This window comes from Pseudomonas brassicacearum, assembly GCF_003732175.1.
Taxonomy (GTDB): Bacteria; Pseudomonadota; Gammaproteobacteria; order Pseudomonadales; family Pseudomonadaceae; genus Aquipseudomonas; species Aquipseudomonas brassicacearum_G.
This window is the reverse complement of the sequence record NZ_MOBI01000005.1, coordinates 1-13,524: the sequence shown is the minus strand read 5'-3', so window position 1 is coordinate 13,524 and position 13,524 is coordinate 1. Positions and strand designations below refer to the sequence as shown.

Sequence of the window (13,524 nt, the reverse complement as noted above, 5' to 3'; positions counted from 1 at the left end):
GATTCGCACTGCCATGACTCACCCCATTGCCTTGACTGTCGAAGCCGGTCTGCGTGCCGAGCAGGATTTGTTGGCGACGGTATGTGCCGGCGACCAGGAGTTTGGTTTGTTGTTCTGGCAGCCGAGCGATCGCGCGCTGGTCATGCCTCGGCGCTTGAGCCGTTTACCGGGGTTCGAGACCGCTTGCCAGGCCTCGGCGGCAAATGGTTGGCCGGTTCTGTTACGTGAAACCGGTGGTGAGCCGGTGCCGCAGTCGGCTGCGACGGTCAATATCGCGCTGGTGTATGCACCGCCGCGTAGCGAAGGTGACCACGGTCGGATCGAAACCGCTTATCGGCGTCTATGTGACCCTATTTGCGCGCTGCTGACGGAGCTCGGCGGCACGCCTTCATTGGGTGAAGTCGAGGGCGCTTTCTGTGATGGGCGTTTCAACGTCAATCTCGATGGCCGCAAAATGGTCGGCACCGCTCAGCGCTGGCGCCAGAGCAAGGGTGGTCAGCGCCCGGTGGGTTTGGTGCATGGTGCGCTGTTGCTGGACGATGAGCGCGAGTCAATGGTCGAGGCGGTGAACCGTTTTAACGAGGCTTGCAGGCTGGAGCAGCGGGTTCGCGCGCAGAGCCATATCGCCCTGCATGAACAATTTGCCGCCCCGGATGCCATCGCGCGGCTGGACACCCTGTATCGGAAAATGCTCTCCGAGGTGATGTCGGCTTAGCGGGTACCGAATACCACCATGGTCTTGCCTTTGACGTTGACCAGGTTGCGTTCTTCCAGGTCCTTGAGCACGCGCCCGACCATTTCCCGCGAGCAACCGACGATCCGGCCGATTTCCTGGCGGGTAACCTTAATCTGCATGCCGTCCGGGTGCGTCATGGCGTCGGGCTGTTTGCACAGCTCCAGCAAGCAGCGCGCAACCCGGCCGGTGACGTCGAAGAACGCCAGGTCGCCGACCTTGCGTGTGGTATTGCGCAAACGCTGGGCAATCTGGCCACTGAGTACGTAGAGAATGTCCGGGTCTTGCTGGGACAGCTCGCGGAACTTGCTGTAGCTGATCTCGGCCACTTCGCATTCGACCTTGGCGCGAACCCAGGCGCTGCGTTCCTGTTCTTGCCCGGCTTGTTCGAACAGACCCAGTTCGCCGAAGAAGTCCCCGGCATTGAGGTAGGCGATGATCATTTCCCGGCCATCGTCGTCCTCGATGAGGATGGTGACCGAGCCCTTGATGATGAAAAACAACGTATCCGAACGATCGCCAGCGCAAATGATATTGCTCTTGGCCTGATAGCGACGGCGCTGGCAATGCATCAACAACTTGTCGAGGTTCTTGATTTTGTGTGTTGGGGTAATAGCAACCATGGTTGTATCCCGAAAAGACTGCACGGTGTGTTGTGGTTTTTTTTATGAATCGCTGATGACGGCCGAAAAAACAGCAGATTAAGCGCCATGAAATTGGCGCCAGCTTAACAGACACATTCCGTCGTTATTCGATAATTTATCAATACTGTAAGTGTGTTGCTTGCGCTGATGCCAGTCGCTGTCAACCGAAGGCCCTGTGCTAAGCTGGCGACCCTTTTTTAACAGTGGAGTCTTGGCGATGAAGGCACGCATCCAATGGGCTGGCGAAGCCATGTTCCTCGGTGAGTCCGGTAGCGGTCACGTGGTGGTCATGGACGGTCCGCCTGAAGCCGGCGGTCGGAACCTGGGTGTACGTCCGATGGAAATGCTCCTGCTCGGTGTGGGCGGTTGCAGCAATTTCGACGTGGTCAGCATCCTGAAGAAGTCCCGCCAGGCCGTTGAGAGCTGCGAAGCCTTCCTCGAAGCCGAGCGTGCGACAGAAGATCCCAAGGTCTTCACCAAAATTCACATGCACTTCGTGGTCAAGGGCCGGGCGCTGAAAGAAGCCCAGGTGAAACGCGCCATTGAGCTGTCGGCCGAGAAGTATTGCTCAGCGTCGATCATGCTCGGTGCGGCAGGCGTAGCCATCACCCACGACTACGAAATCATCGAACTCGGTTGATTCGACATTCAACTATCATAAATGCAGTGCAGACTCTGGCGATCAGTGGCCCAGGTCTGCATAATGCGCCACTTTTTTCAGGGCCGTGATCGGTCAACCGACAGATCACACTCCCGAACAGACAACCAAAATCGCCATCGCGAAGAGGTGTTAACCGTCCTACGCTGGTGCGTTGTTCGCATCTGACGGGCATGCTTGATCACGCGGCCGGGCCGCATACATAGAGAGTTCTTAAACGGTGAAAAGCAAACTCAAGCTCCATGGGTTCAATAACCTGACAAAGACCTTGAGCTTCAACATCTATGACATCTGCTATGCGGAAACTCCGCAAGACCAGCAGGCTTACGTTGAGTACATCAATAAAGAGTACAACGCCAAGCGCCTGACGCAGATCCTCACAGAAGTTGTCGATATCATTGGTGCCAACATCCTGAACATCGCCAGTCAGGACTATGAACCCCAGGGCGCCAGCGTCACGATTCTGATCTCTGAAGAGCCGGTGACCCCGACCGACAGTCAGATTGAAGAGTCGCCGGGCCCGTTGCCCGAAATCATCCTGGCCCACCTCGACAAGAGCCACATCACGGTGCACACCTACCCGGAAATCCATCCGGTGGACGGTATTGCAACTTTCCGTGTGGATATTGATGTGTCGACTTGTGGCGTCATTTCACCGCTTAAGGCGCTCAACTTTCTGATTCACCAGTTCGATTCGGATATCGTGACCGTGGATTACCGCGTGCGCGGCTTCACCCGTGACATCGAAGGCAAGAAGCACTTCATCGATCACGAGATCAACTCGATTCAGAACTACCTCTCCGACGACACTCGCGACGCGTATCAGATGACCGACGTGAACGTGTACCAGGAAAACCTGTTCCACACCAAAATGCTGCTGAAGAACTTCGAACTGGATAACTACCTGTTCGGCGACGCCACCAGCAACTTGTCCTCTGAGCAACGAGCTCAGGTGACTGAGCGTGTGAAACACGAAATGCTCGAGATTTTCTACGCCCGCAACATGTCGAACTGATCTTTGAAATAAAGATCGAAGGCAAAAGAAAGGGCGCTGAGATAGCGCCCTTTTTTGTGTCCGATGATTTTGTGGGTCAGATCCGGTAGGTACTTTTGGTCATGACCTTGGCCATCAGGCTCATGCCGAATTTTACCGGCGCCGGGAAGCGGAAGCCTCCGGCGTCCAGCGCGCTTTCGGCGTGCTGCTCTTCATCAATGCGCATCTGCTCAAGAATGGCCCGGGACTTCTCGTCCTCGACTGGCAGTTGCTCAAGGTGCTCGTTCAAGTGTTTGCACACCTGATCTTCAGTCGCCGCAACGAAACCCAGGCTGACTTTGTCGCTGATCAGCCCGGCGACGGCGCCGATACCGAACGACATACCGTAGAACAATGGATTGAGGATGCTGGTGTGGCTGCCCAGTTGGCGGATGCGCTGTTCGCACCAGACCAGATGATCGATCTCTTCTTCGGCTGCGTGCTCCATCGCCTCACGCACTTGCGGCAGCTTGGCAGTCAGGGCCTGGCCTTGGTACAGCGCCTGGGCACAGACTTCACCGGTGTGGTTGATGCGCATCAGGCCGGCGACGTGCCGGGTGTCTTCGTCGCTCATTTTCGCCTCTGGCTGCACGATGGCCGGCGACGGGCGGCAAGGCTGGCCACTGAAGGGCAGCAACGTGCGCATGGCAGTGTCGGCTTGCAATAGAAGACGGTCAATCGGCGAGTAGTGACGTTGGGTAGTCATGCTGACCTCCGGGAAGAATCTCGGCGGCCAGTTTACCGCAATCGGCCGGATTAGGTTTGCGCTGGGTCATGTTGGCTGTTTGCACTAAAAGCAAAAGATCGCAGCCTGCGGCAGCTCCTACAGATGGGTAGTGTAGGAGCTGCCGCAGGCTGCGATCTTTTGGCTATCTGGTAATCAGCCCGGCGGCCAGTGCATCTGGCGCTGACCCAGCACGTGCATATGAATGTGGTAGACGGTCTGGCCGCCCAGTTCATTGCAGTTCATGACCACGCGAAAGCCTTCTTCGCAGCCCAGCTCCAGTGCCAGGCGCTGGGCGGTGAACAGAATGTGCCCGGCTAGAGCTTTATCGTCCTCGGTGAGGTCGTTGAGCGTGCGCACCGGCTTTTTCGGGACTACCAGGAAATGCACGGGTGCCTGCGGGGCGATGTCGTGGAAGGCCAGGACCTGGTCATCCTCGTAAATGATCTTGGCGGGTATTTCTCTGTTGATGATTTTGGTGAACAGAGTATCCACAGCTGTTTCTCCATTGTGTTGGTCCGGGCTGAGTGTACTCACGGGAGATGCCCGAGCCCAGCCTGTTACCTTTACTTTTAGTGATGCTCAGCGCGGACAGTGCGCCTTGTTGACCATGCCTACGATGGTTCGGGTCAGCCAGCGCGAGCCGAAGCGTGGCAAAAGCGCGAACCAGCGATTGCGGCGTCCGGGAATGATGATTGCGCGGTTCTTCTCCAGTGCGCGCACCGTGTAGAGGGCTACTTCCTCGGGGCTCATCAGCATTTTGCTGTTGGCCAGTTTGTCGGTATCCAGTTGCGCGGTGCGGAAAAACGCCGTGCGCGTCGGGCCGGGACAAAGGACCGAGACCTTGACCGCGCACTTCTTCAGCTCGACCCGCAAGCCTTCGGAGAAGTGCAGTACATACGCCTTGCTGGCGTAGTAGGTGCTCATCCAGGGGCCTGGATTGAAGGCGGCCATCGAGGCGACGTTCAGAATCTGCCCGCCGCCCTGCAAGGCCATGCTGTTGCCAATGGCATGGCACAGGCGAGTCAGGGCGAGGATATTCACTTCGATCAAGTCTTGTTCGGTCATCCAGTCCTGAGCCAGAAACGGGCCGCAGGTACCGATGCCGGCGCAATTGACCAGCAGGTCGATCTGTCGGTCACCCTCTTCGAGTTCCAGCAGAAAACCGGACAGGCGCAGCGGTTCACCCAGGTCACAGGCGCGGAACAGCACCTCGACGCCAAAACGCTGGGTCAGTTCGATGGCAATACTTTCCAGCTGATCACGTTGACGGGCCACCAGAATCAGGCTTCGGCCACGTCGCGCCAGCGCTTCGGCCATGGCCAGGCCGATGCCGCTGGAGGCGCCAGTGATCAGAGCGTAACGGGTCATGCAATTCTCCATCGCAACGGCTTGCGGCCTGTGGACAGAGATGTCACAGGAACCGAGCGCGTTTATTCTTTCTCATAGTCTACAGGGGGCTGAGCTGCTTTCGCCGCATCGTCTACCTCAACCGCATCAGCCGGCTCACTGCTTCCATAACTGCTGGTCGAGGTGCTTTCGTATTCTTCGGTCAGGGTGCTGAGGCCACCGGCAAGCGCGCCGACAAAAACCACCGCAATCACTACCAGCCATAGCCCGCACAGAACTTTGACGGCCGTGCTGTTGGGGGGCTGCGGCGCACCATAGCGATTCGCCCCGACGTTTCCTGGTAGCGCCGCGAGTGCAAATGGAAACAGGCTGCCGATAAAGGGCACCAGGTTCAGAAACCACAACCAGCCGGACCAGCCAAGATCGTGCAGGCGTTGCACGCTGATGGTGATGTTTATGTAGAGGTACGCCACGAACGCGACGACACATACAATCGTGCTAAGCAGCATTTGATTGCCGCTCAGCAGGCTGAGTCCAAAAACGCCAGCGATAGCCCCCATGATCAGCAGCGCCACCAATGACCACGCGAGATAACGCAGGCGCCCGATTCGGCCCTGTACGCTAAACACCTTGAGTTCCGAAAATTCTGGCAGCGCTTCACCAACGGGCGCGCGAGGAGGGCTATAGGGTGATTCGTTGTCACCGAGCGTGGGCGCCGTGTAAGTGGCGGACGATGAATCGTGAACGTCGGTCAGATTGAGCTCGATCGACGGCTCGGCTTCAATGCGTGCATCGATGCCGGTTTTCGACAGGGCATTCAGATAGGTTTGTGCGTCTGCGTGGGACAGGTCGTGCTTGAGCGCGACAGGCTTTCCGCTGAACAGGCGCTCGATGGCCGCGACGTCGCTTTTGAACAGCTCGGCGAGATTGAGTTTCGCGGTAGTGATGTCAACGCCCGGAAGCAGGGCTCCGTCGAAGACGATCTTGAAACGGTATTCGCTCATGCCGGGGCATCCTTGTCGCGAGTCTGGGGGCTGTGCTCGGCAGTTTAAGCCAGCCAGAACCGGCTGGCCAAACCTTGTGCGTTAGCGCGGCCAGCGTTTGGGTAGTTGAGCTGCGTATTCCTGCGCCTTGCGGTACTCGGCGTCCAGCCTTGCGACCAGTTGATCGACGCTTGGCAGGTCATCGATTTCACCCACGCCTTGGCCTGCGGACCAGACGGTTTTCCAGGCTTTGGCTTCATCGCTCAAAGGTTTGAGTTTGGCGCCGAAGTTGACTTCACCTTTGCCTTGCAGTGCGTCTACGTCGAAACCGGCGTTTATCAGGCTTTGGCGCATGAAGCTTGCCGGCACCCCGGACACCGCTGGTGTATGGACAATGTCGGCAGCCCTGGAGCTCAGCAGCATCTCTTTATAGGCTTCAGGGGCGTGGCTTTCGGTGGTGCCGATAAAGCGTGTGCCGAAGTAGGCCAGATCCGCACCGAGCAGTTGCGCGGCGAGAATCTCGTGGCCGTGGTTCAGGCAGCCGGCCAGCAGCAGTGTTTTGTCGAAGAACTGACGAATCTCGGCAATCAGCGAAAACGGGCTCCAGGTCCCGGCATGGCCACCGGCGCCTGCCGCTACGGCGATCAAGCCATCGACGCCGGCCTCGGCAGCTTTTTCCGCATGGCGTCGAGTCGTCACGTCGTGGAAAACCAGGCCACCATAGCCGTGCACCGCATCGACCAGCTCTTTCACTGCCCCAAGGCTGGTGATCACGATCGGAACCTTGTGTTCGATGCAGATTGCCAGGTCCGCTTGCAGGCGCGGATTGCTGTTGTGAACGATCAGGTTCACCGCATATGGCGCAGGATTTTCCAATAGCCCCAGACCCGCTTCGATTTCCTCCAACCAGGCTTTGAAGCCGCTGCTTTCACGCTGGTTCAGCGCTGGAAAGCTGCCGACCACACCATTGCGGCAGCAGGCGAGTACCAACTGTGGATTGGAAATCAGGAACATCGGTGCTGCCACGACAGGCAGACGCAAACGTTGTTCGAGCAAAGCGGGCAGCGACATTGGAAGTACCCCGATAAGTTGCGGCTAATTATGATTAGAACGGCCGTACGACGACCAGAATTACAATAGCCAGCAATATCAGAACTGGCACTTCATTGAACCAGCGATAAAAGACATGGCTGCGGGTGTTTTCGCCACGGGCAAATCGTTTTACCTGTGCACCGCACATGTGGTGATAGCCGATCAGGATCACTACCAGGGTCAATTTGGCATGCATCCAGGCACCTTGTCCGAAGTAGGCGCTGGGGTTGAGGCTGATCAACCAGATCCCGAAGGCCAGCGTGGCGATCATCGCCGGGCCCATGATCCCGCGGTACAGTTTGCGCTCCATGATGCTGAAGCGTTCCTTGCTGATGCTGTCTTCACTTTGAGCGTGGTAGACGAACAGGCGCGGCAGGTAAAACAGGCCGGCAAACCAGCAGACCATGCTGACGATGTGAAGCGATTTGAGCCACAGATAAAGCATTTTTGATTTTTCCCAGGTTCACGGTAGCCCGAATAGTAGAGGCTTGGGCCTCCGTACGTCACCTTGACGGTTGTCGCAGGGCGGTGCGCGCCCTATTATCGACGGCTTTCCAGTGGGTTCGTTGAGGGCAGGTTTATGGTCAAGGTCGGTATCGTCGGCGGCACGGGTTACACCGGTGTCGAATTGCTGCGTCTGTTGGCGCAACATCCGCAAGCTGAAGTGGTAGTGATCACTTCCCGGTCCGAGGCAGGCCTGGCCGTTGCCGACATGTACCCGAACCTGCGAGGCCACTACGACGGCCTGGCGTTCAGTATTCCGGACATCAAAACCCTCGGTGCCTGCGATGTGGTGTTCTTCGCCACTCCGCACGGTGTAGCGCATGCGCTGGCCGGTGAATTGCTGGCAGCCGGGACCAAGGTCATCGACCTGTCGGCGGACTTCCGCCTGCAGGACGCGGACGAATGGGCCAAGTGGTATGGTCAGCCGCACGGTGCGCCAGAGTTGCTGGAAGAAGCGGTCTACGGCTTGCCGGAAGTCAATCGCGAGCAGATCAGGCAAGCACGTTTGATCGCGGTTCCGGGTTGCTACCCAACCGCCACGCAACTGGGCTTCCTGCCGTTGCTCGAAGCTGGCCTTGCCGATACTTCGCGTCTGATTGCGGACTGCAAGTCGGGTGTCAGCGGTGCGGGTCGTGGTGCAAGCGTCGGTTCGCTGTATTCCGAAACCTCCGAGAGCATGAAAGCCTATGCCGTTAAAGGGCATCGTCACTTGCCTGAGATTCGCCAGGGGCTGCGTCGCGCAGCGGGCAAGGACGTTGGCCTGACTTTCGTGCCGCACCTGACGCCGATGATTCGCGGTATTCACTCCACACTCTATGCAACCGTGGTCGACCGCTCCGTGGACTTGCAGGCGTTGTTTGAAAAACGCTACGCCAACGAACCGTTCGTCGATGTCATGCCGGCTGGCAGTCATCCGGAAACCCGTAGCGTGCGGGGTGCCAACGTTTGCCGTATTGCGGTTCATCGTCCGCAGGATGGCGATCTGGTAGTGGTGCTGTCGGTGATCGACAATTTGGTCAAAGGCGCGTCGGGTCAGGCGGTACAGAACCTGAACATCCTGTTTGGTCTGGACGAGCGCTTGGGTCTGTCCCATGCAGGCATGCTGCCTTAAGGCTTTATCCCGCTCAGCAGAAAGGCCCGTTTAACGGGCCTTTTTGTATTCGGGCTGACAATTGTGTTGATTGATATACCGTAACAATAGTTGACCGATTTTCTGGGAGAAGCGGATAATGCGCGTCATCACGCATTATGGCGGCGTAACGCCGGGAGATAGTCAGCATGAGCGTCGAATCCTTCACCCCCACGGCTTTGCAATTCACCCACGGTGCCGCGCACAAGGTGAAGAGCCTGGTCGATGAAGAGGGTAATGATCGCTTGAAGCTGCGCGTATTCGTTACGGGCGGCGGTTGTTCAGGGTTTCAGTACGGCTTCACATTCGATGAAGAAGTGGCCGATGACGACACCATCGTCGAGCGCGAAGGCGTTAGCCTGGTCGTCGATCCAATGAGCTTCCAGTACCTGGCAGGTGCCGAGGTGGATTATCAGGAAGGTCTGGAAGGTTCGCGTTTCGTGATCAAGAATCCGAATGCCACCACGACCTGTGGTTGCGGCTCTTCGTTTTCGATCTGATCGCACCTCACCGCATCACCAAGCGCCGCATGGCCTCACGGCTTTGCGGCGTTTTGCTGTCTGGTGTTCAGGCGGGGTAGATGGCGCCGAGGACGCGTAAACCGCGAGCGCCGGTGACACTTGGGCGATTGGCCGGGATACTTTCGAGGCAGCAATGGGCCAACCAGGCGAAGGCCATGGCTTCGACCCAGTCCGGGTCTACGCCGTAGGCTGCAGTGCTGCTGACCTTGGCGTCTGGCAGCAGGCTGGCGAGGCGGGCCATCAGCGTCGCGTTATGGGCGCCGCCACCACAGACCAGCAGCTCTTGCGTATCGGCTTGTGCGGCTTGTAGCGATTCGACGATGGTCAGCGCTGTCAGTTCAAGCAACGTGGCTTGCACGTCTTGTGCAGCAAATGTGGGTAGGCACGCCAGGTGTTGTGTCAGCCATTGCAGGTTGAACACTTCGCGGCCGGTGCTTTTGGGGCCCTTGGTCAGGAAGAACGGATCGCTCAACAGGGCTTTCAGCAGTACAGGCTCTACGGTGCCGCTTGCAGCCCACTGGCCGTCACGGTCGAAGGTCTCACCGCGCTGCTGGTGAATCCAGGCGTCCAGCAGGACATTGCCTGGGCCGCAGTCAAAGCCCGAGACGGGTTTGCCGGTCTCTATCAGGCTGAGATTGCTGAAACCGCCAACATTCAAGACCGCACGGTTGCCGCTGTGCTCGTCAAACAAGGCTTCATGGAAGGCTGGAACCAGCGGCGCACCTTGCCCGCCTGCAGCCACGTCGCGGCTACGAAAGTCACTGACGACAGTGATTCCGGTCAGTTCAGTCAGCAGGGCGGGGTTGCCGATCTGCACGGTGAAACCGCGTGCGGGCTCGTGGCGAATGGTCTGGCCGTGGCTACCAATCGCTCGGATGTCGTCAGGTTTCAGGTGTTGATCTGCAAGCAGGGTGTTGATGCCCTGGGCGGCCAGCTTTACCCAGTTTTGCTGGGCGATGGCGCTGCGGGCTATCTCGTCGGGTCCGCTGGCGCACAAGCCAAGCAGCTCGGTGCGCAGGGATTCGGGCATGGGAATGTAGTGCGTGGCGATCAGTTTGATCGCCGGTGCTTGCTCGATCAGCGCAATGTCCAGGCCATCAAGGCTGGTACCGGACATCACACCTATATAGAGCGCCATGGCTTAGCGTTTGCTCGAAGCCAGCAGGGTGGCTTTTTCTTGCTCCATGCGCGCCATCAGCGGCTGGCTCTGCTGCAGGAAGCGCGCGCGCTCAGACTTGGCGATCGGATCGGCCATTGGCAGTTTCTGACCCAGCGGGTCGACGTGAACTCCGTTGACCTGGAACTCGTAGTGCAAGTGCGGGCCGGTCGAGAGTCCGGTAGTGCCGATATAGCCAATCACCTGGCCCTGCTTGACGTTGCCGCCAGTCTTGATGCCTTTGGCGAAGCCTTGCATGTGTCCGTACAGCGTGCGGTAGGTGTTGCCGTGCTGAATGATAACGGTGTTGCCGTAACCACCGCGGCGACCGGCCAGTAGTACTTTACCGTCACCGGCTGCCTTGATCGGCGTACCGCGAGGCGCTGCGTAGTCGACGCCTTTGTGCGCGCGAATTTTGTTCAGAATTGGATGCTTGCGACCCATGGAGAAACGCGAGCTAATACGGGCGAAGTCCACCGGCGTACGAATGAACGCCTTGCGCATGCTGTTACCTTCGGCCGTGTAGTAGCTGCTGTTACCTTGCTTGTTGGTGTAACGCACGGCGGTGTACGTCTTGCCGCGGTTGGTGAAGCGGGCGGAAAGAATGGGGCCATTGCCGACAGCTTTGCCGTTGACGACTTTCTGTTCGTAGATCACATCGAACTCGTCACCCTGGCGAATATCCTGGGCGAAGTCGACGTCGTAGCCAAACACGCTGGCCATGTCCATGGTGAGGCTGTGGGACAGGCCGGCACGCGCTGCGGATTGCGAAAGCGAGCTGTTGATCACGCCGTGAACATAGGCGGAGCGCACGGTTGGCTTGGCTGTAATGCGGTTAAAGGTATAGCCCTTGGCGTTTTTGCTCAGGCTGATGCTTTCAACGTCGTTGATCTTGCTGTGCAGATTGGTCAACTGGCCGTCGCGGCCCAGTTCGAATTCGAGTTTCTGGCCGTGTTTGAGCTGGGTGAACTGCTTGGCTTGCTTGTCGCTGGCCAATACGTCGTGCACCGAAGCCGCTGGAAGCCCGACTTTCTCGAACAATGTGGAGAGCGTGTCGCCTTTGGCAACGATCACTTCCCGGTGGCCTGGCGCTTTCTTCTCTTCAACCACCGGTGCCGGGGCTGCTTTGGCCGTTTCCTTGCTATCGTCGGTACTGTCTTCGATCTGGGCGAATGGAGATTCGGCCGGCTCGTTTGTGGCTTGAACGGCGTCAGCAGCGTCTTGATCTTGTGTCAGTTGTTCTGCGGGACGTTCCAGTTCAAGACTCAGGGTTGTCTTTTTGGCTTCAACGTCACTGGAAGGGAATACCAGGAGCGCCAGGCTGAGGAGGGCGGCAATGCCACTTGCCGCGAGCAGGTGGGTCTTCGGATAAAGCGGCGGCGCTTTAGACGGTTCTGTGGTCATAGGTAATTTGACTTTGGAAAAGATGAATTGGAAAAGATGAATGACATGATGAAGATGAAATAACTGTATAAAATATAACCAAATCATCTCTTAAGCAAGTCGCGAATGCTCTGTTCGCGGATTGGCGTCCGTGCGCCGGGCAAAACTTGTATTTGGTGCGCGATCTTGTATGGTTGGTTCCCTTTGAATCTGAGCCTTGCGGGTCTGTTATGAAGTCGGTTGAAGAGCAGCTAGCGCTGATCAAACGTGGTGCGGAAGAACTGTTGGTCGAGTCCGAGCTGATCGAGAAGCTCAAGCGCGGCCAGCCGCTGCGTATTAAGGCTGGCTTCGATCCGACTGCGCCGGATTTGCACCTGGGCCACACGGTGCTTATTAATAAGCTGCGCCAGTTCCAGGATCTGGGTCACCAGGTGATCTTCCTTATAGGTGACTTCACCGGGATGATCGGTGATCCGAGTGGCAAGAGTGCTACCCGTCCTCCGTTGACGCGTGAGCAGGTTCTCGAAAATGCCGAGACCTATAAGACTCAGGTGTTCAAGATTCTTGATCCGGCGAAAACCGAGGTGGCTTTCAACTCCACCTGGATGGATCAGATGGGGCCTGCGGATTTCATTCGTCTGACCTCGCAATACACTGTGGCGCGGATGCTTGAGCGTGACGACTTCGACAAGCGTTATTCGACCAATCAGCCAATCGCTATCCACGAGTTCCTGTATCCGCTGGTTCAGGGGTATGACTCGGTTGCATTGCGCGCGGACGTCGAGCTGGGTGGCACCGATCAGAAGTTCAACCTGCTGATGGGGCGAGAGCTGCAGCGCAGTTATGGTCAGGAGGCTCAGTGCATTCTGACTATGCCATTGCTCGAAGGGTTGGATGGCGTGAAGAAGATGTCCAAGTCGTTGGGCAACTACGTCGGTATCCAGGAAGCGCCGGGTGTCATGTACGGCAAGCTGGTTTCGATTCCGGACGTGCTGATGTGGCGTTACTTCGAGCTGCTCAGCTTCCGCTCCATGGATGAGATCGATGCGCTGCGTGCAGATGTTGAAGCTGGCGCCAATCCGCGGGATATCAAGATCCAGCTGGCTGAAGAGATTGTTGCGCGTTTCCATGGTGAAGAAGCTGCGGCGAATGCTCACCGTGCTGCGGGTAACCGTATGAAGGAAGGCGAGTTGCCGGATGATTTGCCAGAGATCGAGCTGACTGCGACTGAGGATATGCCGATTGCAGCTGTGCTTAATAAGGCGGGGCTGGTGAAGAACTCAGCGGTCGCGCGTGATCTGCTCGGTTCGGGTGGTGTGCGTATTGATGGTGAAGTGGTTGATCGCAGCTTTATATACGCACTGGGCGCGACCCATGTTTGCCAGGCCGGAAAGAAGGCATTTGCGCGTATTACGCTTAAATCCGAGTAAAGCTGAAAATAGGTGTTGACGGCGAATTATATCTGTCTATAATTCGCCCCACTTCCGGCGCAGTCGAAACGGAAAACTCCTTGGTAAACAAAGAGTTACGCAGTTTTCGACAGCGGTTACGCTTCAGTTCGTCGAAGCCCGAAGGAGTTGAAAGAGCGGTGTTGTTTGGCTCTTTTAACGGTTC

The 13,524-nt window shown here is 57.5% G+C and carries 16 protein-coding genes; 6 read left to right on the top strand and 10 right to left on the bottom strand.

The window, feature by feature from the left end; translation table 11 throughout:
* The first annotated feature begins 13 nt into the window (after positions 1-13).
* Positions 14-715: a lipoate--protein ligase family protein gene (locus tag BK658_RS04100; protein ID WP_123581390.1), complete on the top strand. Its 702-nt coding sequence runs from the start codon at positions 14-16 to the stop codon at positions 713-715.
* On the opposite strand, the gene crp is transcribed toward BK658_RS04100, so the two are convergent.
* Positions 712-1,356: a cAMP-activated global transcriptional regulator CRP gene (gene crp / locus BK658_RS04095; RefSeq protein ID WP_123581174.1), complete on the bottom strand. Its 645-nt coding sequence runs from the start codon at positions 1,354-1,356 to the stop codon at positions 712-714. The two genes, BK658_RS04100 and crp, sit on opposite strands and share 4 nt — an antisense overlap.
* Positions 1,357-1,594: 238 nt before the next feature.
* Between crp and BK658_RS04090 the strand changes: the two genes are divergently transcribed.
* Both BK658_RS04090 and speD read left to right on the top strand, forming a co-directional pair.
* Positions 1,595-2,017 carry an OsmC family protein gene (locus BK658_RS04090; protein ID WP_005792019.1) on the top strand — a complete coding sequence of 141 codons (423 nt, stop codon included), beginning with the start codon at positions 1,595-1,597 and terminating at the stop codon, positions 2,015-2,017.
* A gap of 238 nt (positions 2,018-2,255) precedes the next feature.
* Positions 2,256-3,050, top strand: coding sequence for an adenosylmethionine decarboxylase (gene speD / locus BK658_RS04085; RefSeq protein ID WP_123581173.1), 795 nt, complete (start codon positions 2,256-2,258; stop codon positions 3,048-3,050).
* Between the two features lie 76 nt (positions 3,051-3,126).
* Here speD and coq7 read toward each other — a convergent pair whose 3' ends face one another.
* The 6 genes from coq7 to hemJ all read right to left on the bottom strand — a co-directional run bounded on the left by coq7 (position 3,127) and on the right by hemJ (position 7,662).
* Positions 3,127-3,774: a 2-polyprenyl-3-methyl-6-methoxy-1,4-benzoquinone monooxygenase gene (gene coq7 / locus BK658_RS04080; protein ID WP_103320447.1), complete on the bottom strand. Its 648-nt coding sequence runs from the start codon at positions 3,772-3,774 to the stop codon at positions 3,127-3,129.
* Positions 3,775-3,948: 174 nt separating this feature from the next.
* Positions 3,949-4,287 carry a histidine triad nucleotide-binding protein gene (locus tag BK658_RS04075; RefSeq protein WP_007906873.1) on the bottom strand — a complete coding sequence of 113 codons (339 nt, stop codon included), beginning with the start codon at positions 4,285-4,287 and terminating at the stop codon, positions 3,949-3,951.
* An 87-nt stretch (positions 4,288-4,374) separates the two neighbouring features.
* Entirely contained in the window at positions 4,375-5,163 is a 789-nt protein-coding gene (locus BK658_RS04070; RefSeq protein WP_123581172.1) for an SDR family NAD(P)-dependent oxidoreductase, read from the bottom strand.
* A gap of 62 nt (positions 5,164-5,225) precedes the next feature.
* A complete protein-coding gene (locus tag BK658_RS04065; protein WP_123581171.1) occupies positions 5,226-6,146 on the bottom strand; it encodes a DUF805 domain-containing protein in 921 nt (306 codons plus the stop codon).
* Between the two features lie 81 nt (positions 6,147-6,227).
* Entirely contained in the window at positions 6,228-7,196 is a 969-nt protein-coding gene (locus tag BK658_RS04060; RefSeq protein WP_123581170.1) for an NAD(P)H-dependent flavin oxidoreductase, read from the bottom strand.
* A 34-nt stretch (positions 7,197-7,230) separates the two neighbouring features.
* Positions 7,231-7,662, bottom strand: coding sequence for a protoporphyrinogen oxidase HemJ (hemJ, locus tag BK658_RS04055; protein WP_123581169.1), 432 nt, complete (start codon positions 7,660-7,662; stop codon positions 7,231-7,233).
* A 135-nt stretch (positions 7,663-7,797) separates the two neighbouring features.
* Here hemJ and argC point away from each other — a divergent pair, with 135 nt between their 5' ends.
* Positions 7,798-8,832 carry an N-acetyl-gamma-glutamyl-phosphate reductase gene (gene argC / locus BK658_RS04050; protein WP_123581168.1) on the top strand — a complete coding sequence of 345 codons (1,035 nt, stop codon included), beginning with the start codon at positions 7,798-7,800 and terminating at the stop codon, positions 8,830-8,832.
* Between the two features lie 167 nt (positions 8,833-8,999).
* Complete coding sequence (gene erpA, locus BK658_RS04045) at positions 9,000-9,350, top strand: iron-sulfur cluster insertion protein ErpA (RefSeq protein ID WP_007906865.1); 351 nt, start codon at positions 9,000-9,002, stop codon at positions 9,348-9,350.
* 67 nt (positions 9,351-9,417) lie between these two features.
* Here the strand turns inward: erpA and BK658_RS04040 are convergent, their stop codons facing one another.
* Together BK658_RS04040 and BK658_RS04035 are read right to left on the bottom strand one after the other, a co-directional pair.
* A complete protein-coding gene (locus tag BK658_RS04040; RefSeq protein WP_123581167.1) occupies positions 9,418-10,509 on the bottom strand; it encodes an anhydro-N-acetylmuramic acid kinase in 1,092 nt (363 codons plus the stop codon).
* A 3-nt stretch (positions 10,510-10,512) separates the two neighbouring features.
* Positions 10,513-11,931 carry a peptidoglycan DD-metalloendopeptidase family protein gene (locus BK658_RS04035; protein WP_123581166.1) on the bottom strand — a complete coding sequence of 473 codons (1,419 nt, stop codon included), beginning with the start codon at positions 11,929-11,931 and terminating at the stop codon, positions 10,513-10,515.
* Positions 11,932-12,140: 209 nt separating this feature from the next.
* Between BK658_RS04035 and tyrS the strand changes: the two genes are divergently transcribed.
* Positions 12,141-13,340 (top strand): tyrosine--tRNA ligase, encoded by a 1,200-nt coding sequence (gene tyrS / locus BK658_RS04025; RefSeq protein ID WP_123581165.1) that lies wholly within the window; start codon positions 12,141-12,143, stop codon positions 13,338-13,340.
* On the opposite strand, the gene BK658_RS30115 is transcribed toward tyrS, so the two are convergent.
* Positions 13,327-13,524, bottom strand: a 198-nt coding sequence (locus BK658_RS30115) for a hypothetical protein (RefSeq protein WP_221178590.1), incomplete at its 5' end; no start/stop codon positions are given. The two genes, tyrS and BK658_RS30115, sit on opposite strands and share 14 nt — an antisense overlap.

What these genes read in the sequence shown, in the direction of transcription:
- BK658_RS04100 (WP_123581390.1), top strand. Translation starts at nt 14, where the DNA reads ATGACTCACCCCATTGCCTTGACTGTCGAAGCCGGTCTGCGTGCCGAG.
- crp (WP_123581174.1), bottom strand. Translation starts at nt 1,356, where the DNA reads ATGGTTGCTATTACCCCAACACACAAAATCAAGAACCTCGACAAGTTG.
- BK658_RS04090 (WP_005792019.1), top strand. Translation starts at nt 1,595, where the DNA reads ATGAAGGCACGCATCCAATGGGCTGGCGAAGCCATGTTCCTCGGTGAG.
- coq7 (WP_103320447.1), bottom strand. Translation starts at nt 3,774, where the DNA reads ATGACTACCCAACGTCACTACTCGCCGATTGACCGTCTTCTATTGCAA.
- BK658_RS04070 (WP_123581172.1), bottom strand. Translation starts at nt 5,163, where the DNA reads ATGACCCGTTACGCTCTGATCACTGGCGCCTCCAGCGGCATCGGCCTG.
- BK658_RS04065 (WP_123581171.1), bottom strand. Translation starts at nt 6,146, where the DNA reads ATGAGCGAATACCGTTTCAAGATCGTCTTCGACGGAGCCCTGCTTCCG.
- BK658_RS04060 (WP_123581170.1), bottom strand. Translation starts at nt 7,196, where the DNA reads ATGTCGCTGCCCGCTTTGCTCGAACAACGTTTGCGTCTGCCTGTCGTG.
- hemJ (WP_123581169.1), bottom strand. Translation starts at nt 7,662, where the DNA reads ATGCTTTATCTGTGGCTCAAATCGCTTCACATCGTCAGCATGGTCTGC.
- argC (WP_123581168.1), top strand. Translation starts at nt 7,798, where the DNA reads ATGGTCAAGGTCGGTATCGTCGGCGGCACGGGTTACACCGGTGTCGAA.
- erpA (WP_007906865.1), top strand. Translation starts at nt 9,000, where the DNA reads ATGAGCGTCGAATCCTTCACCCCCACGGCTTTGCAATTCACCCACGGT.
- BK658_RS04040 (WP_123581167.1), bottom strand. Translation starts at nt 10,509, where the DNA reads ATGGCGCTCTATATAGGTGTGATGTCCGGTACCAGCCTTGATGGCCTG.
- BK658_RS04035 (WP_123581166.1), bottom strand. Translation starts at nt 11,931, where the DNA reads ATGACCACAGAACCGTCTAAAGCGCCGCCGCTTTATCCGAAGACCCAC.
- tyrS (WP_123581165.1), top strand. Translation starts at nt 12,141, where the DNA reads ATGAAGTCGGTTGAAGAGCAGCTAGCGCTGATCAAACGTGGTGCGGAA.